This window comes from Leclercia sp. S52, assembly GCF_039727615.1.
GTDB classification, from domain to species: domain Bacteria; phylum Pseudomonadota; class Gammaproteobacteria; order Enterobacterales; family Enterobacteriaceae; genus Enterobacter; species Enterobacter adecarboxylatus_B.
The window spans coordinates 4,619,087-4,643,165 of record NZ_CP152474.1; the positions used below are offsets into that span (position 1 = coordinate 4,619,087).

At 60.2% G+C, this 24,079-nt stretch carries 23 protein-coding genes and 4 pseudogenes; 23 read left to right on the top strand and 4 right to left on the bottom strand.

Annotation, left to right across the window (positions count from 1 at the left end):
* Positions 1 to 6: 6 nt before the first annotated feature.
* From AAHB66_RS22210 to acpT, 19 genes and pseudogenes are all read left to right on the top strand, one after another.
* A complete protein-coding gene (locus AAHB66_RS22210) occupies positions 7 to 1,080 on the top strand; it encodes an AI-2E family transporter (protein ID WP_347114600.1) in 1,074 nt (357 codons plus the stop codon).
* A gap of 3 nt (positions 1,081 to 1,083) precedes the next feature.
* Complete coding sequence (locus AAHB66_RS22215) at positions 1,084 to 2,157, top strand: class I SAM-dependent methyltransferase (RefSeq protein WP_347114601.1); 1,074 nt, start codon at positions 1,084 to 1,086, stop codon at positions 2,155 to 2,157.
* Positions 2,158 to 2,204: 47 nt separating this feature from the next.
* Positions 2,205 to 2,927, top strand: coding sequence for a beta-ketoacyl synthase chain length factor (locus AAHB66_RS22220; protein WP_347114602.1), 723 nt, complete (start codon positions 2,205 to 2,207; stop codon positions 2,925 to 2,927).
* The gene (locus AAHB66_RS22225; protein WP_347114604.1) at positions 2,924 to 3,739 is read left to right on the top strand and encodes a lysophospholipid acyltransferase family protein; all 816 of its coding nucleotides are present in this window, start codon (positions 2,924 to 2,926) and stop codon (positions 3,737 to 3,739) included. Before AAHB66_RS22220 ends, AAHB66_RS22225 begins: the two co-directional genes overlap by 4 nt.
* A complete protein-coding gene (locus tag AAHB66_RS22230; RefSeq protein ID WP_337018730.1) occupies positions 3,720 to 3,977 on the top strand; it encodes a phosphopantetheine-binding protein in 258 nt (85 codons plus the stop codon). The genes AAHB66_RS22225 and AAHB66_RS22230 overlap by 20 nt, the downstream gene beginning before the upstream one ends.
* Before the next feature lie 13 nt (positions 3,978 to 3,990).
* Positions 3,991 to 4,245: an acyl carrier protein gene (locus tag AAHB66_RS22235; protein WP_347114606.1), complete on the top strand. Its 255-nt coding sequence runs from the start codon at positions 3,991 to 3,993 to the stop codon at positions 4,243 to 4,245.
* 6 nt (positions 4,246 to 4,251) lie between these two features.
* A complete protein-coding gene (locus AAHB66_RS22240; protein ID WP_347114608.1) occupies positions 4,252 to 4,830 on the top strand; it encodes a hypothetical protein in 579 nt (192 codons plus the stop codon).
* A complete protein-coding gene (locus AAHB66_RS22245) occupies positions 4,823 to 6,184 on the top strand; it encodes an AMP-dependent synthetase (RefSeq protein WP_347114609.1) in 1,362 nt (453 codons plus the stop codon). Before AAHB66_RS22240 ends, AAHB66_RS22245 begins: the two co-directional genes overlap by 8 nt.
* Entirely contained in the window at positions 6,171 to 6,524 is a 354-nt protein-coding gene (locus AAHB66_RS22250) for a hydroxymyristoyl-ACP dehydratase (RefSeq protein WP_347114610.1), read from the top strand. The genes AAHB66_RS22245 and AAHB66_RS22250 overlap by 14 nt, the downstream gene beginning before the upstream one ends.
* Positions 6,515 to 8,206 (top strand): glycosyltransferase, encoded by a 1,692-nt coding sequence (locus tag AAHB66_RS22255; protein WP_347114611.1) that lies wholly within the window; start codon positions 6,515 to 6,517, stop codon positions 8,204 to 8,206. Before AAHB66_RS22250 ends, AAHB66_RS22255 begins: the two co-directional genes overlap by 10 nt.
* Before the next feature lie 3 nt (positions 8,207 to 8,209).
* Positions 8,210 to 8,632, top strand: coding sequence for a thioesterase family protein (locus AAHB66_RS22260; protein ID WP_347114612.1), 423 nt, complete (start codon positions 8,210 to 8,212; stop codon positions 8,630 to 8,632).
* Positions 8,629 to 9,234, top strand: coding sequence for an outer membrane lipoprotein carrier protein LolA (locus AAHB66_RS22265; protein WP_347114614.1), 606 nt, complete (start codon positions 8,629 to 8,631; stop codon positions 9,232 to 9,234). Before AAHB66_RS22260 ends, AAHB66_RS22265 begins: the two co-directional genes overlap by 4 nt.
* Positions 9,203 to 11,521: an MMPL family transporter gene (locus AAHB66_RS22270; protein ID WP_347114615.1), complete on the top strand. Its 2,319-nt coding sequence runs from the start codon at positions 9,203 to 9,205 to the stop codon at positions 11,519 to 11,521. The genes AAHB66_RS22265 and AAHB66_RS22270 overlap by 32 nt, the downstream gene beginning before the upstream one ends.
* Positions 11,518 to 12,102 carry a DUF3261 domain-containing protein gene (locus AAHB66_RS22275; RefSeq protein WP_347114616.1) on the top strand — a complete coding sequence of 195 codons (585 nt, stop codon included), beginning with the start codon at positions 11,518 to 11,520 and terminating at the stop codon, positions 12,100 to 12,102. Before AAHB66_RS22270 ends, AAHB66_RS22275 begins: the two co-directional genes overlap by 4 nt.
* Before the next feature lies 1 nt (position 12,103).
* Positions 12,104 to 13,270, top strand: a complete 1,167-nt coding sequence (locus AAHB66_RS22280; RefSeq protein WP_347114617.1) for a beta-ketoacyl-[acyl-carrier-protein] synthase family protein — start codon at positions 12,104 to 12,106, stop codon at positions 13,268 to 13,270.
* A pseudogene (locus tag AAHB66_RS22285) lies at positions 13,267 to 13,729 on the top strand (3-hydroxy-fatty acyl-ACP dehydratase); the annotation flags it as partial. The gene AAHB66_RS22280 and the pseudogene AAHB66_RS22285, both read left to right, overlap by 4 nt.
* A 9-nt stretch (positions 13,730 to 13,738) precedes the next feature.
* Positions 13,739 to 14,467: pseudogene (locus tag AAHB66_RS22290) on the top strand (3-ketoacyl-ACP reductase FabG2); the annotation flags it as partial.
* Entirely contained in the window at positions 14,468 to 15,697 is a 1,230-nt protein-coding gene (locus AAHB66_RS22295) for a beta-ketoacyl-ACP synthase (RefSeq protein WP_347116544.1), read from the top strand.
* A gap of 2 nt (positions 15,698 to 15,699) precedes the next feature.
* Positions 15,700 to 16,281 (top strand): 4'-phosphopantetheinyl transferase AcpT, encoded by a 582-nt coding sequence (gene acpT / locus AAHB66_RS22300; RefSeq protein WP_347114618.1) that lies wholly within the window; start codon positions 15,700 to 15,702, stop codon positions 16,279 to 16,281.
* A gap of 5 nt (positions 16,282 to 16,286) precedes the next feature.
* On the opposite strand, the gene AAHB66_RS22305 is transcribed toward acpT, so the two are convergent.
* Positions 16,287 to 16,793, bottom strand: coding sequence for a phenolic acid decarboxylase (locus AAHB66_RS22305; RefSeq protein WP_106995291.1), 507 nt, complete (start codon positions 16,791 to 16,793; stop codon positions 16,287 to 16,289).
* Between the two features lie 99 nt (positions 16,794 to 16,892).
* Here AAHB66_RS22305 and AAHB66_RS22310 point away from each other — a divergent pair.
* From AAHB66_RS22310 to AAHB66_RS22320, 3 genes and pseudogenes are all read left to right on the top strand, one after another.
* Positions 16,893 to 17,754, top strand: a pseudogene (locus AAHB66_RS22310) (LysR family transcriptional regulator).
* A gap of 54 nt (positions 17,755 to 17,808) precedes the next feature.
* The gene (locus AAHB66_RS22315; RefSeq protein WP_347114619.1) at positions 17,809 to 18,603 is read left to right on the top strand and encodes an SDR family NAD(P)-dependent oxidoreductase; all 795 of its coding nucleotides are present in this window, start codon (positions 17,809 to 17,811) and stop codon (positions 18,601 to 18,603) included.
* A 94-nt stretch (positions 18,604 to 18,697) separates the two neighbouring features.
* A complete protein-coding gene (locus tag AAHB66_RS22320) occupies positions 18,698 to 19,360 on the top strand; it encodes an HAD-IB family hydrolase (RefSeq protein WP_307763293.1) in 663 nt (220 codons plus the stop codon).
* A gap of 82 nt (positions 19,361 to 19,442) precedes the next feature.
* Here AAHB66_RS22320 and AAHB66_RS22325 read toward each other — a convergent pair.
* The 3 genes and pseudogenes from AAHB66_RS22325 to AAHB66_RS22335 all read right to left on the bottom strand — a co-directional run bounded on the left by AAHB66_RS22325 (position 19,443) and on the right by AAHB66_RS22335 (position 22,348).
* Positions 19,443 to 20,469, bottom strand: a pseudogene (locus tag AAHB66_RS22325) (TerC/Alx family metal homeostasis membrane protein).
* A gap of 159 nt (positions 20,470 to 20,628) precedes the next feature.
* A complete protein-coding gene (locus AAHB66_RS22330) occupies positions 20,629 to 21,027 on the bottom strand; it encodes an ion channel (protein WP_307763290.1) in 399 nt (132 codons plus the stop codon).
* Between the two features lie 127 nt (positions 21,028 to 21,154).
* Positions 21,155 to 22,348 carry an NAD(P)/FAD-dependent oxidoreductase gene (locus AAHB66_RS22335; RefSeq protein WP_347114620.1) on the bottom strand — a complete coding sequence of 398 codons (1,194 nt, stop codon included), beginning with the start codon at positions 22,346 to 22,348 and terminating at the stop codon, positions 21,155 to 21,157.
* A 231-nt stretch (positions 22,349 to 22,579) separates the two neighbouring features.
* Between AAHB66_RS22335 and pitA the strand changes: the two genes are divergently transcribed.
* Positions 22,580 to 24,076, top strand: a complete 1,497-nt coding sequence (pitA, locus tag AAHB66_RS22340; protein WP_231313475.1) for an inorganic phosphate transporter PitA — start codon at positions 22,580 to 22,582, stop codon at positions 24,074 to 24,076.
* The last annotated feature ends 3 nt before the right edge of the window (positions 24,077 to 24,079 follow it).

Genomic DNA, 24,079 nt, shown 5'->3' on the forward strand with positions numbered 1-24,079 from the left:
AACACTATGTTAACCACGCCACCCGGTAAGCCGGGTCTTACACAGCCTGATAAATCCGGTCTTCACATTCTGCTCAAACTGGCCTGCCTGGTGGTGATCCTCGCAGGTATTCACGCCGCCGCGGATATTCTCGTGCAGCTGCTGCTGGCGCTCTTTTTCGCTATCGTTCTCAACCCTCTCGTCACCTGGTTTTTGCGTCGTGGGTTCAGCCGCCCTCTGGCCATCACCATTGTGGTGGTGGTGATGCTGATTGGCCTGACGGCGCTGTTTGGGGTGCTGGCGGCCTCGCTCAATGAATTTGCCGCCCTGCTGCCGAAATACAATAAAGAGCTGACGCGCAAGCTGGTCGATCTGCAGGAGATGTTCCCGTTTCTCAACCTGCATATCTCCCCGGAGCGAATGCTGAAGCGAATGGACTCGGAAAAGGTGATGACCTTTGCCACCGCGCTGATGACCCAGCTTTCCGGGGCGATGGCCAGCGTCCTGCTGCTGGTGATGACGGTGGTCTTTATGCTGTTTGAAGTCCGCCACGTGCCGTACAAAATGCGTTTTGCCCTCAATAACCCACAGATCCACATCGCCGGCCTGCACCGGGCGCTGAAGGGCGTGTCCCACTATCTGGCGCTGAAAACGCTGTTAAGCCTCTGGACGGGCGCGATTGTCTGGCTGGGGCTGACGCTGCTGGGGGTGCAGTTCGCCCTGATGTGGGGCGTGCTGGCCTTCCTGCTCAACTATGTACCCAATATTGGCGCGGTGATCTCCGCCGTCCCGCCGATGATCCAGGCGTTTCTGTTTAATGGCCTCTATGAGTGCGCCATGGTGGGGGCGCTGTTCCTGATCGTCCATATGGTGCTGGGGAATATCGTTGAGCCCCGGATGATGGGCCACCGGCTGGGGATGTCGACCATGGTGGTGTTCCTGTCGTTACTGATCTGGGGCTGGTTACTCGGCCCGGTCGGAATGCTGTTGTCCGTTCCGCTCACCAGCGTCTGTAAGATCTGGATGGAGACCACTCAGGGGGGCAGCAAGCTGGCGATCCTGCTTGGCCCGGGCCGACCAAAAAGCCGCTTACCAGGATAACGTATGTACGAAAAGGACACCCTCAGCGCGCTTGAGGCCATCACCGAAGCGCAGCGTATCGCATTTGCCCCGATGCTGTTTCAGACCGCGCTCTGTCTGCGTAACACCGGCATCCTCGCCTGGCTGGACAAGCAGGGACAGCGCGGCGCTTCTCTTGATGAGATCGTGGCCAACAGCACCCTCAGTGACTATGGCGCTGGCGTATTGCTGGATATGGGGTTAAGCGGGCGGATCGTGACCCACAGCGAGGGGCGATACTATCTGGCCAAAATTGGTCACTATCTCCTGCATGACAGCATGACCCGCATCAACATGGATTTCACCCAGGATGTTTGCTACCAGGGCCTGTTTCATCTTGCCGATGCATTGAAAGCGGAAAAACCGGCCGGGCTCGCCGTCTTTGGCGAGTGGCCGACCATTTATCCGGCGCTCTCCGCCCTGCCCGAACAGGCGCAGCGGAGCTGGTTTGCTTTCGATCACTTCTATTCCGATGGCGCATTCGAGGCCGCATTACCCCTTATATTCGCAAGCAGGCCGACAAAATTGTACGATGTCGGCGGAAATACGGGTAAATGGGCGCTACGCTGCTGTCGTTACGATGAAAATATCACCGTGACGCTGCTCGATCTGCCGCAGCAAATCGCACTGGCTCAGGAAAATATCGCAAAAGCAGGATTATCTCATCGTATTGAGCTCTACCCTGTCGATATGCTTAGCGACGCTGCTCTGCCGGATGACGCGGATATCTGGTGGATGAGCCAGTTTCTGGACTGCTTCTCCCCCGATCAGATTGTTGCCCTGCTGAGCAAGGTGGCGAAGGTGATGAAGCCAGGCGCCCGCCTGTGCATCATGGAGCTGTTCTGGGATGCGCAACGATTCGAAGCGGCCTCCTTCAGCCTGAACGCCACCTCGCTCTATTTCACCTGTATGGCGAACGGCAACAGCCGTTTTTACAGCGTAGAAAAATTTTACCACTACCTGGAGAGAGCAGGATTCCGGGTAGAACAACGGCAGGACAATCTCGGGGTAGGCCACACCTTATTGATTTGTCAGAAACTAAACAATAACGCGACCTGACCTTCGGCCGCGTTGCTGGATAACGGGTTTATCGCGGACGCGCGCAGATGAAATTTGCACTTAACATTCTCGACTGGCAAGCCAGAGCGCCAGGCCTTAGTGATGCCAGCCACTGGCAGGCATGGTCACAGGGTTTGCATGCCATCGATCCTGCTGCGCCGCAGGCCACGCTGTCCGAACTGCCGATGATGACCGCCCGCCGCCTCAGTTCCGGCAGTAAACTGGCGGTCGATTGCGGTCTGGCGATGGTGCGAAAACATGCCATCGATGCAGTGGTCTATACCAGCCGTCACGGCGAGCTGGAGCGTAACTATCGCCTCCTGCATGCGCTGGCGACCGGGCAGGATGTTTCCCCTACCGATTTCGCCATGTCGGTCCACAACTCTGCGGTGGGCAATCTGACTATCGCGGCGCGCCAGCCGATTGTCTCGTCGTCCCTTTCTGCCGGTATGGATACTTTTCAGCAGGGGTTGTGCGAAGTGCTGAGCCTGCTGCATGCCGGCTATAAGCGGGTGCTCATGGTCGATTTCGACGGCACCCTACCCGACTTTTACCGCTCCGCGCTCCCGGCCCAAATGCCGACCTGGCCCTATGCTCTGGCGCTGGTCATCGAAGCCGGTGACGCCCTGCGCTGCGAAACGCAGCCTGCCCGCTGCGTTGAAGAACTCTCCCTGCCGCAGAGCCTGCTGTTTCTGCGCCACTACCTGCGTGACGATCGGCAGTTTGACGTGCCCGGCGAGCGCCTGCTGTGGCAGTGGAATCGGGCATGACAGGTATCCGGGCGGCCCTCAGCCGCGGCTGGCGGCTGGTGATGACCGGCTTGTGCTTCGTGCTGTTTGGCGCGGGCGGCCTGCTGCTGTCGCTGGTGTGGTTCAACCTGTTGAACCTGGTCCAGCGCGATCGCGCCCGTCGTCGTCGCCTTGCCCGACGCAGTATTGCCGCCAGCTTCCGGGCTTTTTTAACCGTCGCCCGCGCCCTCGGCGTGCTGGATTACCGCTTCGATAATCTCGAGGCGCTGCGCCAGGAGCGCGGCTGTCTGGTAGTGGCGAATCATCCGACGCTGATCGACTACGTGCTGATCGCCTCGGTGATGCCGGAAACCGACTGTCTGGTGAAAAGCGCCCTGCTGCGTAACCCTTTTCTCAGCGGGGCGATCCGGGCGGCGGATTACCTGATCAACAGCGAAGCCGACACCCTGTTAAGCGCCTGTCAGCAACGGCTGAACCAGGGTGACACCCTGCTGATCTTCCCGGAAGGCACGCGCACGCAGGTGGGGAAAGCCATTACGCTGCAACGCGGCGCGGCCAATATTGCCGTGCGTTGCGCCAGCGACCTGCGGGTGGTGCTCATCCACTGCAGCGAGCATCTGCTCGATAAACACAGCCGGTGGTATGACGTACCGCCGAATAAACCCTTTTTCACGGTCGATGTTCGTGAGCGGGTCAATATTAATGATTTTTACGATGCAGCAGTCCACGAGCCGGCTCTGGCGGCAAGACAACTTAACCGGCACCTGCAGCATCGCTTAACATCCGGTCTTCAATCTTTGTCAGGAATTAATGATGCAAGCGCTCTACCTTGAAATTAAAAATCTTATCATTACCACCCTCAATCTGGACGAATTGACCGCAGAGGATATCGATACGGATGCCGCACTGTTTGGCGATGGGTTGGGCCTTGACTCAATTGATGCCCTTGAACTGGGACTGGCGATAAAAAACCGGTACGGCGTGGTGTTATCCGCCGAAAGCGAAGAGATGCGCCAGCATTTCTACTCCGTCGCCACCCTGGCCTCCTTCATCACCGCCCAACGCGCCTGAGACCGAATTTATTATGACTACAGAACACAAAACCGTTTACCAGGAAGTCACCACCCTCCTGATCACCCTGTTTGAAGTTGCACCGGACGCTATCACTCCCGAGGCGCGCCTGTATGAGGACCTGGAGCTGGACAGCATCGACGCCGTCGACATGGTCGTTCACCTGCAGAAGAGAACCGGCGCCCGCATCAAACCGGAAACCTTCAAGTCGGTACGTACCGTGCAGGACGTCGTGGATGCAGTAGAAAAACTTCTGCGCGAAGCCTGAGATCCCATGCGTGGCGGACGGTCATTTCCGGTGCTCCCACTGCTGACGGGATTGCTACTGGTCGCATGGCCCTTTCTGATTGGCTTTGGGCTGGCGCATAACAGCCTGCACTGGCTGCTGCCGCTAATGGCTGCCCTGCTGCTGTTCCGTTTTCGCCAGGCGCGGCAGAACGCCGGGCCGATGCGCTATGTGACGCAGAGCGTGGCCCTGGCGGGCATCGTCCTGTGTGCGGCAAGCGTTCTGTTGAAAGCGCATCAGTGGCTGCTGTTCTATCCGGTGATCGTCAACCTGGCGATGCTGGCCGTCTTTGGCGGATCGCTGTGGACAGCGATGCCGCTGGTCGAACGACTGGCGCGACTCCGTGACCCGAATTTACCCCCTTCCGGCGTGCGCTATACCCGCGTCGTCACCCGGGTGTGGTGCGGCTTTTTCATCTTCAACGGGGGGGTGGCGCTGTTCACCGTGTTGCGCGGTGATATGCACCTCTGGACGCTGTGGAACGGCATGATTGCCTACATCCTGATGGGAACCTTAATGGCAGGCGAGTGGCTGGTACGGCAACGGATGATCAAAAAAGATGCATAAGCCCCTGCCTTTGAGCCAGTGGCTGAGCGCCCCTCGCCCGGACGACACCCCTGTCGCCTGGTCGGGGGATGGTGGCTGGACGCTCGGGCAGCTGCGCCACGACGTCAGCGTCCTGACGGCCTGTTTGCAGCAGCAGGAAGGCGATCGCTGGGCGCTCTGTTTTGACAACAGCTATCTGTTTATCGTCGCCCTGCTGGCCACGCTGCATGCGGGTAAAACCCCGGTGCTGCCCGGCCACAGCCGCGAAGCGCAACTGGAAGAGCAGCAGGAACTGTTCAGCGGGGTGCTGAGCGACAGGACGCTGAACGTCCGCGGCCGCCTGATGGTGGTCAGCGCTGCCCGTTGCAGGGCAGCCACCTGCACACCGCTACCGGCCATTGATGACGCCCGCGTGGTCGAGCTGTTCACCTCCGGCTCCACCGGGCGGCCTGAGCGGATCGTCAAGAGCATCGCCCAGCTCGATCGGGAGGCCAGGCTGCTGGCTGCCCATTTTGGCGAGCGGCTGAACGGCTGCCGCGTGGTGGCTTCAGTGGTGCCACAGCACCTGTACGGCCTGACGTTTCGCATTGTGCTGCCGATGTCGCTGGGGCTGCCGCTGCACACGGAGATGCTCGCCTATGCCGAACAGCTGGCGGCGCTGGATCGCACTCAGCGCTACCTGTTTATCAGCAGCCCGGCGTTTCTGAAGCGGCTCGATACCCGGCTCACCCCGCCGCCCGTCGCGGTGCTGATCTCGGCCGGAGGCATGCTGACGTGGGAATCGGCCTGCGATACCCAGCGCTGGCTGGGACTCTGGCCGGATGAAATTTACGGCAGTAGCGAAACCGGCGTCCTCGCCTGGCGCTATCGTCAGGCGGATAAACGCCTCTGGCACCCCTTCCCCGGCGTGACCTTTAGCCGCGATAATGACGCCCTGCGCGTCACCTCGCCGCTGATCGTTGAGGCGGACGGCGCGCTGCTCGACGATATTCTGCACCTCGAGGAGAACGGTCAGTTCAGCCTTCTTGGCCGTCGGGGACGGGTGGTGAAAATCGAAGAGAAACGCATCTCCCTGTCCGAGGTCGAACAGCGTCTGCTGGCGCTGGACGGCATCTGCGAAGCGGCAGCGCTGCCGGTAACCCGCGGTGGACGTCAGAGCGTTGGCGTGCTGCTGGTGGTGAATGACGCCGGGCGTCAACAGCTGCATCAGCGCGGCAGTAAAGCGCAGATCCTCGCCTGGCGACGCGCCCTGCGGCCCTGGCTCGAGCCGGTCGCCATCCCCCGCTACTGGCGCATCATTGATGAAATGCCGGTAAACAGTATGAACAAGCGTGTCTATGCGCAGTTACAGGAGTTATTTCATGAAAATCCATGAAATCGAGCGCCATCAGGCACAACCGCAGCATCTTGAGATCGTCCTGTACCTCGATCCGGCGCTGTTCTGGTTCCAGGGCCATTTTGCCGTGCAGCCGCTGCTGCCGGGCGTCGCCCAGCTTGACTGGGTGATGCACTACGCCACCACGCTGCTGGCACCCGAGCACCGTTTTCACAGTATTCAGAACGTGAAATTCCAGGCGCCGCTGCTCCCGGGTGCCACCGTGACGCTCGTCCTCGACTGGAACGCGGAGCGCCAGACGATCGCCTTTAGCTATCAACGCCACGACGGCGAACAGCGCCTTATGGCCAGCAGCGGGAAGATTCGCTTATGCCATTAACCTTCCGCCCCTGCATCCTGATCCCCTGCTACAACCACGGGGCGATGATGGCGGACGTCCTGAGCCGCCTGGCGCCGTTTCATCTGCCGGTGATTGTGGTCGATGATGGCAGCGACGCCCGCACCCGTCAGGAGCTGGACCGCCTGGCAGCCGACAATGCGCAGGTGACGCTGGTGCGGCTGACGCACAACGGCGGTAAAGGGGCGGCGGTGATCCGCGGGCTGAAGGTCTGCGCCGGCGCCGGTTTTACCCATGCGGTGCAGGTGGATGCCGACGGTCAGCATGCCATTGAGGACATTCCGCAGCTGCTGGCGCTGGCAGAGCGCCACCCGCAGGCGTTGATCTCCGGCCAGCCGGTCTTTGATGACTCCATCCCCCGCTCGCGCCTGTATGGCCGCTGGGTCACCCACATTTGGGTGTGGATCGAAACCCTCTCATTGCAGCTCAAGGACAGCATGTGCGGCTTTCGGGTCTACCCGGTGGCCCCGACGCTACAGGTGATTAACAGCGTGCCGATTGGCAAGCGCATGGATTTTGATACCGAAGTGATGGTGCGCCTCTACTGGCAGGGCAATCCCAGCTATTTCCTGCCCACCCGGGTGACCTATCCCCAGGATGGTATCTCCCACTTCGATGCCCTGAACGACAACCTGCGCATCTCATGGATGCACACCCGGCTGTTCTTCGGCATGCTGCCGCGCATCCCTTCTCTGCTCTTTCGCCGCCGCAGCCCGCACTGGGCTCAGCAGCAGGAGGTGAAAGGGCTGAACGGTATGCGCCTGATGCTGCGGGTCTGGCAGCTGCTGGGCCGCAGGGCATTTACCCTCCTGCTGTGGCCGGTGATTGCCGTCTACTGGCTGACCGCCCGCCCGGCGCGTCAGGCATCGCAACAGTGGCTTGCCCGGGTGCGCGAGACCCTGGCGCAGCGCCAGCAGCCAACGCCCGCGCGCCTGAACAGCTTTTTCCACTTTCTGCGTTTTGGCAATGCGATGCTGGATAAGGTCGCCAGCTGGCGGGGCGAGCTGAAACTGGGCCGGGACGTGGTGTTTGCCCCTGGCGCACGGGAAAAGCTCGATCTTAGCGTGCCTGAGGGCAAGCTGCTGCTGGCCTCCCATCTCGGCGATGTCGAGGCCTGCCGTGCGCTGGCGCAGCTCGACGGCAGCAAGATCATCAATGCCCTGGTGTTCAGCGATAACGCCCAACGCTTTAAACAGATCATGCAGGAGATGGCCCCTCAGGCCGGGCTGAACCTGATCCCGGTGACCAATATTGGCCCCGAGACCGCCATCCTGCTGAAAGAGAAGATCGATCGCGGAGAATGGGTGGCGATCGTCGGGGATCGGATCGCCGTCGATCCGCAGCGCGGCGGCAGCTGGCGCGTGGTGTGGAGCGACTTTATGGGCCAGCCTGCCCCCTTCCCCGAAGGGCCATTTATACTCGCCTCGCTGATGCGCTGCCCGGTGATGCTGATTTTCGCCCTGCACCAGCAGCAGAAGCTGCATATCCACTGCGAAGACTTTGCCGATCCGCTGCTGTTACCGCGCAGCGAGCGCCAGCAGGCGTTACAGCAGACCGTCGACCGTTATGCCCAACGGCTGGAGCACTTTGCGCTGCAGGCCCCGCTCGACTGGTTTAATTTTTTCGATTTCTGGCGTCTGCCGGATGCCAAAGAGAAGGAGTAAAGGGTGCTGACCGATCCCCGCTTTACGACCGAAATAGAGTTGACCGTACCGTTTCACGACGTCGATATGATGGGCGTGGTCTGGCACGGCAACTATTTCCGTTATTTTGAGATTGCCCGCGAGGCCCTGCTCAACCAGTTCGATTATGGCTATCGCCAGATGAAAGCGTCCGGCTATCTCTGGCCGGTGGTTGATACCCGGGTAAAATACCGCGATGTCCTCACCTTCGAGCAACGGATCCGCGTCCGGGCCCACATCGAAGAGTTTGAGAACCGCCTGCGTATCGCCTATCAGATTTTTGACGCCAACAGCGGCAAACGAACCACCACCGGCTACACCATTCAGGTGGCGGTGGAAGAGAAGAGCCGCGAGCTCTGCTTTGTCAGCCCGGCTGTCCTGTTTGAGCGTATGGGAGTGACACCATGAAGTGGTTACCGCTGCTTGCCCTGCTGGTCAGCCCGTTGGTCAGCGCCGTGACGCTGGACGAACTACAGCAGCGCTTTACCGAACAGCCGGTGGTGCGCGCCCACTTTGAGCAGACCCGCACCATCAAGGATCTGCCCCAGCCGCTGCGATCCCACGGCGAGATGCTGATCGCCCGCGACAGCGGTCTGCTGTGGGATCAAAAGGCCCCTTTCCCGATGACGCTGCTGCTGGACGACACACGGATGGTGCAGGTCATCAACGGCCAGCCGCCGCAGACCATTACCGCGGAAAATAACCCGCAGATGTTCCAGTTCAACCACCTGCTGCGCGCCCTGTTCCAGGCGGATCGCAAGGTGCTGGAGGAGAACTTCCGCATCGACTTTAAAGACCTCGGCAATGGCCGCTGGTCGCTGGTGCTGACCCCCACCACCACCCCGCTGGACAAGATTTTCGCCTCAATGGATCTGGGTGGCGCAACGTATCTGGAATCCATCGTGCTGAACGACAAGCAGGGCGACCGGACGGATATCGCCCTTTCCCACCACCAGCTCACGCCCGCCAGTCTGACCGATGCCGAACGCCAACGCTTTGCCGCACCGTAATTCCCGACGTCCGGCGCTGGTGTGGGCGGCGGTATGCCTGGCGCTGCTGGGCATACTGCTGACGCTGCTACCGGGAGCGCGGCTGAACAGCAGCGTGCTGGCGATGCTGCCCAAACAGAGCCTCGGGGCGATCCCTCCGGCCCTGAACGACGGCTTTATTGAGCGCCTCGATCGCCAGCTGGTATGGCTGGTCAGCCCGGGTAAACAACCCGATCCGCAGGTGGCGCAGCAGTGGCTGCGTCTGTTGCAGGGGTCGGGGTCCCTGCACGAGGTAAATGGGCCGATGGACGCCGCCGGGCAGAAAGCCTGGGGCGAGTTTTTCTGGCAGCACCGCAACGGCCTGATCGACCCCGCCACCCGCGCGCGCCTGCAAAACGGCGGTGAGGCACAAGCGCAGTGGATCCTCTCCCAGCTGTATTCGGCCTTCTCCGGGGTCAGCGGCAAAGAGCTGCAAAACGATCCGCTGATGCTGATGCGCGGCTCGCAGCTGTCGCTGGCACAAAACAGCCAGAAGCTGCGGCTGATGGACGGCTGGCTGGTGACCAAAGACGATGCCGGAAATTACTGGTATCTGCTGCACGGCGAGCTGGCCGGTTCGTCGTTCGATATGCAGCAAACCCACCGGCTGGTGACCCGGCTTCACGATCTCGAAAGCCAGCTGAAAACCCAGTATCCGCAGGCGCAGCTGCTGTCGCGCGGGACGGTGTTTTACAGCGACTACGCCAGCCAGCAGGCCAAACGGGATATCTCGACCCTCGGCGTCGCCACCGTGCTGGGGGTGATCCTGCTGATTGTGGCGGTGTTCCGCTCCCTGAGACCGCTGCTGCTGTGCCTGATCTCCATCGCCATGGGTGCGCTGGCAGGTACGGTCACGACGCTGCTGCTGTTTGGCGAACTGCATCTGATGACCCTGGTGATGAGCATGAGCATCATCGGCATCTCGGCGGATTACACGCTCTACTACCTGACCGAGCGGATGGTTCACGGCGGGCAGGCCTCGCCGTGGCAAAGCCTGACGAAGGTGCGTAATGCGCTGCTGCTGGCGCTGCTCACCACCGTGGCGGCCTATTTGATCATGATGCTGGCACCCTTCCCGGGCATTCGCCAGATGGCGGTGTTTGCCGCCGTAGGGCTGAGCGCCTCGTGCCTGACGGTCATTTTCTGGCATCCGTGGCTGTGTCGCGGTTTACCGGTGCGTCCGGTTCCGGCCAGCGGGCTGATGCTGCGCTGGCTGGCAGCATGGCGCGACCGGCGCGTGTCGGTTGGCGTGCCGGTTGCGCTGGCCCTGGTCGCCCTGGCGGGTATTGTCACGCTACGGGTGGATGACGATATCGCCCAGCTTCAGGCTCTGCCGCAGGATATTCTGGCCCAGGAGAAAACCATTACCGCCCTGACCGGGCAGAATGTCGATCAGAAATGGTTTGTGGTGCACGGTGCGTCGGCCCAGCAGACGCTGGAGCGGCTGGAGGCCTTTACCCCGGCGCTGGCCCGGGCGCAGCAGGCGGGTGACCTGAAATCCTGGCGCACCCTGCCGCTGAACTCGCTGGCGAGGCAGGAGCGCGATCTGACCCTGCTGCGCAAGGCGGCGCCTGCCGTCACCCGGGTGCTACAAAACGCCGGGCTGACGAGCGTGTCGCCGGATCTGAGCGCTATGCCGGTCGGGGTTGAAGCCTGGCTTGCCAGCCCGGCCAGTGAAGGCTGGCGTCTGCTGTGGCTTACGCTGCCCGACGGCGAAAGCGGCGTGCTGGTACCGGTGGATGGCGTGAAAAACAGCCCGGCGCTGCGCGAGCTGGCGGAGCAACATTCGGGCGTGGTGTGGGTGGATCGCAAGGCGAGTTTCGACAGCCTGTTTGCCCTCTACCGCAGCGTGCTCACCGGTTTGCTGGCGGTCGCCCTGGCGACGATCGCCTGCGGTGCCATGCTGCGCCTCGGCTGGCGTAAGGGGCTGATCACTCTGGTGCCCTCGCTGGTGTCGCTGGGCTGCGGCCTCGCCGCGCTGGCGGTCACCGGCCACCCGGTGAACCTGTTTTCGCTGCTGGCGCTGGTGCTGGTCCTCGGCATCGGGATCAACTACACGCTATTCTTCAACAACCCACGCGGCACGCCGTTGACCTCGATGCTGGCCATTACCCTGGCGATGATAACGACCCTGTTAACCCTGGGCATGCTGGTCTTCAGCGCCACCCAGGCGATCGGCAGCTTCGGCATTGTGCTGGTCAGCGGTATTTTCACCGCCTTCCTGCTGGCGCCGCTGGCAATGCCCGCTCAAAAAGAGAGAGAACGATGATGTCCCCTTTTTACCGCGCCGTGGCGCTTATCGGCGCGCTGCTGCTGGCCGGTTGCAGCCACACGGCACAAAAAAATGACGATGCGCGCCCGCAGGCGTGGCTCCAGCCGGGCACCAGAGTGACGCTGCCGCCGCCGGGCATTACCCCGGGGCTGAACTCCCAGCAGCTACTGACCGCCAGCGTTAACGGCAAAACCCAGTCGCTGCTGGTGATGCTGAATGCCGATGCGCAAAAAGTGACCCTCGCCGGGCTGTCATCGGTGGGTATCCGGCTGTTCCTCGCCACCTATAATGAAACGGGCATCCATACTGAACAGTCGATTGTTGCACCTGAGCTGCCTCCGGCCAGCCAGGTGCTGGCGGACGTGATGCTCAGCCACTGGCCGATTAGCGCCTGGCTGCCGCAGCTGCCGAAGGGCTGGACGCTGAAGGATAAAGGCGACCGCCGCGAGCTGCGCAATGCCGACGGCAAGCTGGTGACGGAGATTGTCTACCTGCAGCGCAAAGGCAAGCGCGTGCCGATCAGCATCGAACAGCAGGTGTTCCACTACCACATCACCATTCAATATCTGGATGACTGAGATGATCTACATTTCTGCCGTTGGCCTGATCAACGCCCTGGGCAATTCGCCCGACGAGATTGCCGCTAACCTGACGCGCGGCGTGGCCCCCGGCATGCGCCTGCGCAGCGGCTGGTTACAGGGTCAGGACGCGGTGCTGGGCGGCGTCGACGGCGACCTGCCTGCGATCCCGGAGAGCTTTGCCACGCACCGCTCGCGCAATAATCAGCTGCTGCTGGCGGCGCTGGCGCAGATCCAGCCAGTCGTCGATGAGGCCATTGCCCGTTACGGCCACGATCGGGTGGCGGTGGTGCTGGGCACCAGCACCTCCGGGCTCGACGAAGGCGACAAGCATGTGGACCTGTCGATGAGCGGCGAAGCCAGCGTCAACTGGCGCTACGCCCAGCAGGAGCTGGGCGATCCGTCGCGCTTTCTGGCGAACTGGCTCGGTCTGGAAGGTCCGGCTTTTACCCTTTCGACCGCCTGCTCCTCCAGCGCGCGGGCAATCATCAGCGGGCGTCGCCTGATTGACGCCGGCCTGGTGGATGTCGCCATCGTCGGCGGGGCAGATACCCTGAGCCGGATGCCGGTGAATGGCTTTAACAGCCTCGAATCCCTCTCCCCCACGCTATGCGAACCCTTTGGCCGCGACCGCCGGGGGATCACCATTGGTGAAGCGGCGGCGCTGATGGTGCTCACCCGCGAGCCGCAGCCGGTGGCGCTGCTGGGTACCGGCGAGTCGAGCGATGCATACCATATTTCCGCTCCGCACCCCCAGGGCGAAGGGGCGATCCGCGCCATTACCCAGGCACTGAACGACGCCGGAATGAAACCGGACGAGGTGGGCTACATCAACCTGCACGGCACCGCGACACCGCTCAACGATCAGATTGAATCCCAGGTGGTGCATGACCTGTTTGGCGAGGCGGTACCCTGCAGTTCAACTAAGCACCTGACCGGGCATACGCTGGGGGCGGCGGGGATCACCGAAGCGGCGCTGAGCTGGCTGATCCTGACCCGCGACCTGTCCCTGCCCGCCCAGGATTTCACCCGCTATGCGCCGGATCCGACGCTCGCCCCCTGCGGCGTGCTACATCAGCCCACCGCGTTGAAAAAAGCGGTGATTTTGTCAAATTCGTTCGCCTTTGGCGGCAATAACGCCAGCATCCTGCTGGGGAGAGCGTCATGAGTTATTTATCCCCGACCGACTACCTGCCTCACGATGCCCCCATGCTGCTGCTGGAATCGGTCGAAAATGTGCTGGCCGAGTCTGCCGTCTGCCGCGTCACCGTCAGTCCGCATGGCGTGCTGGCACCGTTTCTCGATGCCGCGGGCGATCTGCCGGGCTGGTACGCCCTTGAGCTGATGGCCCAGACCGTTGGCGTCTGGTCCGGCTGGCACCGCCAGCAGAAGGGTCAGGAGAGCATGTCGCTTGGCATGGTGCTGGGGGCGCGGGAGCTGGTCTGCGCCGCAGGGTGCTTCCCGGCCAGCAGCGAGTTAACCATCACGGCCACGCTGCTGATGCAGGATGAACGCTTTAGTAGCTTCGAGTGCGCCATCCTCGCCGAGGGGGGCCACGCTGGCCACCGGGCGGGTGAATACCTTCCAGCCCAGCCAGCAGGAATTAGCATCACTGTTTAAACAGGGGGGTAAATCAATGAGTCGTTCCGTTCTGGTCACCGGCGCCAGCAAAGGCATTGGCCGGGCTATCGCCCTCAAGCTCGCCGCCGACGGGTTTACCCTCGGCGTGCATTACCACCGCGACGCCGCGGGCGCGCAGGAAACCCTGAAAGCCATCGAGCAGGCGGGAGGCAACGGGCGTCTGCTCTCGTTTGACGTGGGCAATCGCGCGCAGTGCCGCGAGGTGCTGGAGCAGGATATCGAGGCCCATGGCCCCTGGTACGGCGTGGTCAGCAACGCCGGGATCGCCCGGGATGGTGCCTTCCCGGCCCTCAGTGAAGAGGACTGGGACAGCGTGATCCACACCAATCTCGACAGCTTTTACAACGTCATTCACCCCTGCATCATGCCCATGATCGGCACCCGCAAGGGTGGACGCATTATCACGCTGTCGTCGGTTTCGGGCGTGATGGGCACCCGCGGTCAGGTGAACTACAGCGCGGCAAAAGCGGGCATTATCGGCGCCACCAAAGCCCTGGCGATGGAGCTGGCGAAGCGCAACATCACCGTCAACTGCATCGCGCCCGGGCTGATTGATACCGGGATGATCGAGATGGAAGAGGCTGCGCTGAAAGAGGCGATGGCCATGATCCCGATGAAGCGGATGGGTCAGGCGGAGGAGGTGGCCGGACTGGCCAGCTATCTGATGTCGGACAGTGCAGGCTATGTGACCCGCCAGGTGATCTCCATTAACGGGGGGAATGTTATGACGCGTCGGGTAGTGATCACCGGCATGGGCGGCGTCACCGCCTTCGGTGAAGAGTGGCAGTCGGTTTCTGCCCGCTTGCTGGCGTATAAAAACGCGGTACGCAAGATGCCGGAGTGGACGATCTATGAGGGTTTGCACACCCTGCTGGCCGCGCCGATTGATGATTTTACCCTGCCGGCTCACTACACCCGCAAGCGCATCCGCGCCATGGGTCGCGTGTCGTTACTGTCGACCCGCGCCACCGAACTGGCGCTGGAGCAGGCGGGGCTGATTGACGATCCGATCCTGACCCAGGGCGAAACCGGCATTGCCTACGGCTCGTCGACCGGCAGCACCGGCCCGGTGAGCGAGTTCGCCACCATGCTCACCGAGAAGCACACCAACAACATCACCGGCACCACCTATGTGCAGATGATGCCGCATACCACGGCGGTGAACACCGGCCTGTTTTTCGGCCTGCGCGGGCGGGTGATCCCCACCTCCAGCGCCTGTACCTCCGGCAGTCAGGCGATTGGCTATGCATGGGAAGCCATCCGCCACGGCTATCAGAAGGTGATGGTGGCAGGGGGCGCCGAAGAGCTCTGTCCGTCGGAAGCGGCGGTGTTCGATACCCTGTTCGCCACCAGCCAGCGTAACGACGCCCCACAAGCGACCCCGGCACCGTTCGATATCCAGCGCGACGGGCTGGTGATTGGCGAGGGGGCGGGCACGCTGATTCTGGAAGAGCTGGAGCATGCGAAGGCGCGTGGCGCGACTATCTACGGAGAGATCGTCGGCTTCGCCACCAACTGCGACGCGGCGCACATCACCCAGCCGCAGCGGGAAACCATGCAGATCTGCATGGAGAAGTCGCTGAACATGGCCGGGCTGAGTCCGCAGGATATCGGCTATATTTCGGCGCACGGCACCGCCACCGATCGGGGCGATATTGCCGAAAGTCAGGCCACCGCCGCCGTGTTCGGCGACAGCGTGCCGATCTCCTCTTTAAAGAGCTATTTCGGCCATACCTTAGGGGCCTGTGGCGCGCTGGAGTCCTGGATAAGCCTGCAGATGATGCGCGAGGGCTGGTTCGCGCCGACCCTTAATTTAAGACAACCGGATGAGCAATGCGGCGCGTTAGATTATATTATGGGAAAAGCCCGTCATATTGACTGCGAATATCTGCAAAGCAACAACTTCGCGTTCGGCGGCATTAATACCTCCATTATCATTAAACGCTGGGCGTAACTATGTACCAGTTCCTTCTGGGAAAAATCTCTACCCTCAGCGCTGACCCTCTGGCGTCAGCGCTGGCCGAGCAGGCGCCTCAGGGCGCGCGTCGCACCCCCTGGCTGGCCGGGCGGACGCTGCTCGCCCGGGCATTATCGCCCTCCCCGGTGCCGGAAATCATCTTCGGTGAACAGGGGAAACCCGCCTTCGTCGATGCTCATCCGTACTGGTTTAACCTGAGCCACAGCGGGGATGATATTGCCCTGCTGTTAAGCGATGAGGGTGAAGTGGGCTGCGACATCGAAGTGATCCGCCCGCGGGATAACTGGCAGGCGCTGGCCAACGCCGTCTTCAGCATCGCCGAACATGACGAGCTGGAACGGGAAGCCCCGGAGGCAAAACTGGCGGCCTTCTGGCGCATCTGGACGCGCAAAGAGGCGATCGTCAAACAGCGCGGCGGCAGTGCCTGGCAGATTGTCAGCGTCGACAGCACCTTCAGATCCGCGCTGAGCGTCAGTCACATCCAGCACGGCGAACTCAGCCTCGCCGTCTGTACGCCAACGCCCTTCACCCTCCATAACGGTGCCCTTCAGGTTCTGTAACCCGCTTATTTCAAATTATTCGGAAAGTCTGCCGGCAGCTCGCTGGCAGCACAGTCAATGACAGCATCGTTATTGGCACCGCAGTCGCGCACAAAGGTAATGGTGGCGAACTCATCAATGACCTCGGTTGGGTAGGCCGGGCCCGCCTCGCGATAAGAGACCATCAGCGGAATATGATCGTTCTGGAAGCAGACGGTTTTTTCCGGGTTATTCATCACCCAGCGCGGGAAGAAGATAGTGCCGTGGAACAGCTTGTCGCCGAGGTTCACAATCAGGCTCACATCGGTACCGGTCGGTTCGGTCCACGAAATTTTATAAATACTCTCGCCCACGCGAACGATATAAGCCTGCTGATCTTTCACCCAACGGTTTGCCACGATCCCGCTGTGAATACGGTAGTCGAGGGTCTGCTCGTTTTTGACATAAATCTCGTAGTTCCAGCCGTTATCGTAGGTGTATACCAGATGTTTGCCGACGAAACCGCTTAAATCATGTTTATCAAAATGGCTCATACTTTGTCTCCTCTGTTTCAATGAGCCCATCTTACGCCTGCAAAAATTGGATGAATAACGCTATGATTTAATCAAATTCATTCAAAAATCAGATAAATCATGCACAAAACTACTCTTGAGCAGTGGTCGCTGCTTGAACGTGTCGTCGAGTTGGGCAGCTTTGCCCGCGCCGCAGAGGAGACGCATCGCAGCCAATCTTCCGTCAGTTATAACCTGGCGTTGTTGCAGGAGCGGCTGGGCGTGGCGCTCCTGGTTCAGGCGGGGCGTAAGGCGGTGCTGACCCCGGAAGGGGAGCTGCTGTTAAATCAGGTCAAGCCGCTGCTAAACGCCTTTACCCTGCTGGAGACTCGCGCCACGACGCTACGCAACGGGATGCGTACCCGACTGGATGTGGTGGTGGACAGCATTTTCCCTCGCCGTCATCTGTTTGCCATTCTGCGCCAGTTCCAACAGCGCTATCCGCAAACCGAGGTGCATCTGACCGAAATACTTGAGAACGCCGGCGAGGCGCTGACCCAGAGCGAGGCCGACGTGATGGTGCTAACCCGCCGCCAGGATGTGACCGGGCGTGGCGAGTGGCTGATGAATATCGATTTCGTTGCCGTGGCGCATCGGGAGCATCCGCTGTTTGAACACGACACGCCGCTCACTGATGAAATGCTACGCCCCTGGCCACTCATCCAGATCGCCGGGCAGAACTACGCCGCGCCTCCCGGCGGTGAAGCCTGGACCTTCTCCACCATTGATGCCGCTATCGATGCGGTGATGTATCAGGTGGGGTATGGCTGGCTGCCGGAAGAGCGAATTCAGCAACAGCTGGAAAGCGGTGTGCTGAAAACACTCCCCCCTGAACCACGGCACGCGCCGTGCGACACCGCTGCATCTGATTGTAAAACGCACGCTCGCCCCGCTCGACGAACAGGTTGAAACCTTACTGCACCTCTTCAGACAGCCGTCGTAAAGGTGAACTGCTACGCTTAACGGTCTGAACTTCAAATATGACAAGGAGCAGACCGTGAAAATCGATCTTACGGGAAAAGTGGCGTTAGTGACCGCCTCCACCGGCGGCATTGGCTTCGCCATCGCCAGAGGGCTGGCGGAAAGCGGCGCTGAGGTGATTGTTAACGGACGCAGCACCGACTCGGTCAACCGGGGAATTCAAAAGCTACAGCAGGTGATACCCGGGGTGCAGGTGCGGGCGGCAATTGCCGATCTCAGCACCGCTGACGGCGTGGAAACCCTGCTGAAGGTCGCCTCGGGCGTCGATATTCTCGTGAACAACGCCGGGATTTACGGGCCACAGGATTTTTACGCCACCGACGACGAGACCTGGAATAACTACTGGCAAACCAACGTCATGTCCGGCGTGCGTCTGTCCCGCGCCCTGCTGCCCGGCATGGTGCAAAAAGGCTGGGGCCGGGTGGTGTTTATCTCCTCGGAGTCGGCCTGCAATATTCCGGCGGACATGATCCACTACGGGGTGACGAAGACCGCCCAGCTGTCACTGGCGCGCGGGCTGGCAAAATTTGTCGCCGGCAGCGGCGTCACCGTCAACAGCGTCCTGCCAGGCCCGACGATGTCGGACGGCTTTGCGGAGATGATGAAAGACGAGATCGAGAAAACCGGCAAATCGCTGGAGACGCTGGCAAAAGAGTTTGTCATGGCTCACCGCCCAAGCTCGGTGATCCAGCGGGCCGCCACGGTAGAAGAGGTCGCCAACATGGTGGTCTACGTCTGTTCCCGGCAGGCGTCCGCCACCTCCGGCGCGGCGCTGCGCGTCGATGGCGGCGTGGTGGACGATATTATCTAGCCATGCCGGTGCCGCCCGTCCGCTGGCGGGTGGCATCTGACGCTAAAGCAGGTAAACTGATGGGCAGAATGTGTATTTCAGCTAAGACGTAGCTATGACCAATATGATTGCCGATGAGGCAGTGGCAAAATCCAGCGTACTTTCGGTGTTCGACTTCGACGGCACGCTGACGCATCACGACAGCTTTATCCCTTTCTTACGCTTTGCGTTCGGTAAACGCTATTTTGCCGGTCGCCTGGTCCGGATGGCCTTGCCTACCCTGCACTGCGTGCGCCGCAAGCTGACCCGTGACGAGCTGAAAGAGGTGCTGATCAGGACCTTCCTGACCGGGGTGGATGAGCACTGGCTGCGTCAGCAGGCGGAGCTGTTCTGCGAGAAATACTGGGACAAACTGATGCGCCCGCAGGGCGTACTGGCGGTGGCTGCGGAAGTGAACTCCGGTGCGGAAGTGACGATCTGTTCCGCCTCCCCGGCGCTGGTGTTGCAGCCCTGGGCCGACAAGCTCGGTATTAAACTTATCGGCACCCAGCTGGAAGTGAAGGACGGCAAGCTGACCGGACGCATCACCGGCCATAACTGTCGCTGTGCGCAGAAGGTGGCCCGGCTGGAGCACGTCTACGGCAGCCTGACCAACTACCATGTGCGCGCCTGGGGCGATACCCGCGGCGATCACGAGCTGCTGGCTGCAGCGCAGGATCCGCACTGGCGACATTTCCACCCGCCGCGCGCGCGCCGGAATTCGCCCATCAAGCCGTAAAACCTGCCGGGTGGCGGCTTCGCCTTACCCGGCCTACAACATCCGTAGGCCCGGCAAGCGAAGCGCCGCCGGGCAATATCACTCAGGCTTCCCGTTTCCCCGGGAACAATAAACTCGCCACAATCCCTGCCGCCAGCACGCCCAGCACCACCAGCAGACTCGCCGTGGCACCGATGCCGTAGCCGTGATGCCAGAAGTGATCCGTGGCGTTCAGACCGAGCTTGAAGGCCACAAAGAACAGCAGCGCGATCACCGCTTTCTCCAGATGCACCAGATACTGCTTCAGCGCCTCCAGCACGAAATAGAGAGTACGCAGGCCGAGGATCGCGAACATCATGGCGCTGTAGATAATCAGCGGCTCGCGGCTCACGGCGATGATTGCCGGCACCGAGTCAAAAGCGAACATCACGTCGGACAGCTCCACCACCGCCACGCAGAGCAGCAGCGGCGTGGCATAGCGCTTCGCCTTCTTGACGCGGCCAACCATCACCTCCTGGTTCTCCGGTTTTTCCAGCTCGGCATCCACCTCTTTCTGGCTCAGCAGGAAGGCGTTGCCGGTGATTTTCGGCCAGATCGGATAGAAGCGTTTGACCGCGCGATAGGCCAGGTGCTGAGAGTAATCTTCGATCTCGTCCTGCTCTTCGCCACGCTTGAGCATCATCACCGCCGTCCAGGCGACAATCAGGGCAAAGACCACCTCAACGTACGGCCCGAGGCTCAGCAGGCTGGTGCCGATGGCGACGAAAATGCCGCGGAAGACGATAGCGCCAATCACCCCCCCAGTAGAGCACCCGGTGACGATACTGATCCGGCACGCCAAACCAGGCGAAGATCGCCATCATCACAAACAGGTTATCAACGGAGAGCACCTCTTCCAGCGCGTAACCGGTGAGGAACAGGCTTGCCACTTCGGCGCCGTGATGAACGTACAGGAACCCGGCAAACGCCATCGCGGTCATCACCCAGAAGATCGACCACAGCGCAGCACTTTTCAGTGAAATGGGTTTGTCATGGCGATGCATGAAGAGGTCGATGAACATCGCCCCCACCGCCATAACCACAAATACAACAACGGTTTCCGTCGGGAAACCGAGATGAGCAGATGACATACACAACCCTTTTTGAAGACAAAATACAAACCATGCAGACTGGCGAGGCCAGTAAAGGAAAAGGGGGGACAGTTTTACGCTCTTCTCCCCTTAAAACACGAAACCCTTCGTGCGGGAATGTACTTTACCTCACAACGCAGAGGTTCTGCCATCGGCGGTTTAGGGGCTCATGCCGCGCAGCCGTTGCAGTACCGCCACCAGCACCGCGACCGACCAGCCTACCATCAGCGCCCCGATCAGCCCCTCCACGCCGCCAATCAGCCGCCAGTGTTCCGGCAGAGTGACATCCCCGTACCCTACTGTAGCGTAGCTGACCAGCGAGAAATAGAAGCTGGTATTCCAGTCAGAAAAGGCCTCTACAACGCGATAAAAGACGGCAAACAGGCTGGCTTCAAGCAGATGGGCAAAGAGTGCGGTGACAATAATGGCAATATTGCGGAACACAATGCGGATAACCGATTCAACATTCAGATTGATGTATTTCAGGACCACAAACATCCATACGGAATGAATGATCACCGTCAGGTTGATCAAAATAATGATGCTGACAAGCTGCATATCACCCTCTCTGGTGAGCAACAAAATGCGCCCTGTTCAGACAAACAGCGCGCAGGATGGAGAGACATTTGCAGTGCAGTGTAGCGGAACCGGAGGATGGAAAAGGGGCAATAGTTGCGACGAGGTACTATTTCTCTGCCAGGGCTTCAGCACAGGCCCAGGCGCTGGCCCACGCCCACTGGAAGTTATACCCACCCAGCCAGCCGGTTACATCCACCACCTCACCGATAAAATAGAGTCCCGGCACGTTGCGGGCCTCCATGGTGCGCGAGGAGAGCTCGTTAGTGTCCACGCCGCCAAGCGTCACTTCTGCGGTGCGATACCCTTCGGTGCCGTTGGGCTGGACGCGCCAGGCGGTTAAGGTCTCCACCAGCGCCTGCTGGTCACGGCTGTTAAGCTGCTTCAGCGACAGATCGGGAATTTGCCCCAGCAGCTGCAGGCACTCCACCAGCCGCTTCGGCAGCTGCATGGCTAAGGTGTTTTTCAGACTCTGATTCGGGTGCGCCGCGCGCTGTTCATCCAGGAAGCTCGCCAGATCGCAGTCCGGTACTAAGTTGACGGTGACGAACTCCCCCGGCTGCCAGTAGCTGGAGATTTGCAGGACCGCCGGACCGGAGAGACCGCGATGGGTGAAGAGCAGGTTCTCACGGAATACGGTGCCGTCCTCAGCCGTGATGACTGAGGGCACCGAGACGCCGGAGAGGGTTTGCAGCTGCTCCAGCAAAGGTTTATGCAGGGTGAACGGCACCAGACCGGCACGGGTCGGGAGCACCTTCAGGCCAAACTGTTCGGCAACTTTATAGCCAAACGGCGACGCGCCCAGCCCCGGCATTGAGAGCCCGCCGCTGGCAATCACCAGCTTTTCCGCGCTCACGGTTTCGCCATTCAGTTGCAGGGTGTATCCCGCCTCATCGCGGGCCACTTCCAGCACTTCGCTGCGCAAACGCAGGGTAACCTGACCTTTTTCGCACTCTGCTAACAGCATATCGACAATCTGCTGCGCCGAATCGTCGCAGAACAGCTGGCCGAGGGTTTTCTCATGCCAGGCGATACCGTGTTTCCCCACCAGGTCAATAAAGTCCCACTGGGTGTAGCGTGCAAGAGCAGATTTGCAAAAATGACGGTTCTGGCTCAGATAGGCCGCAGGTTCGATATAAAGATTAGTAAAGTTGCAGCGGCCCCCGCCAGACATCAGGATTTTTCGACCCGCTTTTTTACCGTTATCGAGCAGCAGAACCCGGCGCCCTGCCTGTCCGGCCATTGCCGCACAGAATAAACCTGCCGCACCGGCGCCAATAATGATGGCATCATACTTTTCCACGTCTCGATTCTCCTGGTTTTGAGGGCGCGGATTGTAAAGTTTCCTCAAGAAGCGTGCCAGCGCAAATATCCGCGATCTCGTTCATTTAATTGAAATTTAAAAAATAATTCTTTTACTGCTACGCTTATGTCAGTAGGCAAATCAAAAAAAAGTCTATATTTCACTTTGCCCGTTGCGCATTTGTCCTGGATAATGCGCCGCGTTCATGTCCTCAAGATGGCGTAACGTCCTATGCTACATTTGTTTGCCGGCCTGGATTTTCATACCGGGCTTTTACTCTTGCTTGCTCTGGCCTTTGTATTGTTCTACGAAGCGATTAACGGCTTCCACGACACTGCGAACGCAGTCGCAACCGTTATCTACACCCGTGCTTTACGATCGCAAGTTGCGGTTGTGATGGCTGCGGTGTTTAACTTCTTTGGTGTTCTTCTGGGAGGTCTGAGCGTAGCCTACGCCATTGTGCATATGCTGCCAACGGATCTGCTACTCAATGTCAGTTCCGGCCATGGCCTGGCCATGGTGTTCTCACTGCTGTTTGCTGCAATTATCTGGAACCTCGGTACCTGGTATTTCGGCCTGCCAGCATCCAGTTCTCACACGCTGATCGGCGCCATCATCGGTATTGGTTTAACCAATGCGTTGATGACCGGTACGTCTGTGGTGGACGCGCTGAATATTCCTAAAGTCCTGGGTATCTTCGGTTCACTGATTGTTTCTCCGATTGTCGGTCTGGTGGTAGCGGGTGGTTTAATCTTCCTGCTGCGTCGTTACTGGAGCGGCACCAAAAAACGTGCCCGTATCCACCTGACGCCAGCCGAGCGTGAAAAGAAAGACGGTAAGAAAAAGCCGCCATTCTGGACGCGTATCGCTCTGATCGTTTCTGCTATCGGCGTGGCCTTCTCTCATGGCGCGAACGACGGCCAGAAAGGGATTGGTCTGGTGATGCTGGTGCTGATCGGCGTGGCGCCTGCGGGCTTCGTGGTGAATATGAATGCCACCGGTTACGAAATTACCCGTACCCGTGATGCAATCAACAACGTCGAAACCTATTTCCAGCAGCGTCCTGACCTGTTGAAAAAAGCGACCGGCGTTGATCAGCTGATCCCTTCTCCGGAAGCGGGCGCAACCAAACCGGCTGAGTTCCACTGCCATCCGGCCAACGCGATCAACGCGCTGGAGCGGGCGAAAGGCATGCTGACGGATGTCGAAAGCTACGAGAAGCTCACTCCAGAGCAGCGTGGCCAGATGCGTCGCATCATGCTGTGTATCTCTGACGTGACCGAGAAAGTGTCTAAGCTGCCTGAAGTGTCTGCTGACGACCAGCGTCTGCTGAAGAAACTGAAAGTCGACATGCTGAATACCATCGAGTATGCGCCGATCTGGATCATCATGGCGGTCGCGCTGGCGCTGGGTCTCGGTACGATGGTCGGCTGGCGTCGCGTGGCGACCACCATTGGCGAGAAGATCGGTAAGAAAGGCATGACCTATGCCCAGGGGATGTCTGCTCAGATGACGGCAGCGGTCTCTATCGGTCTGGCCAGCTACACCGGTATGCCGGTATCCACTACCCACGTACTCTCTTCGTCCGTGGCGGGTACCATGCTGGTTGATGGCGGCGGTCTGCAGCGCAAAACCGTGACCAGCATTCTGATGGCCTGGGTATTTACCCTTCCGGCCTCGATTCTGCTGTCTGGCGGTCTGTACTGGATCTCCCTGCAATTCCTCTAATCG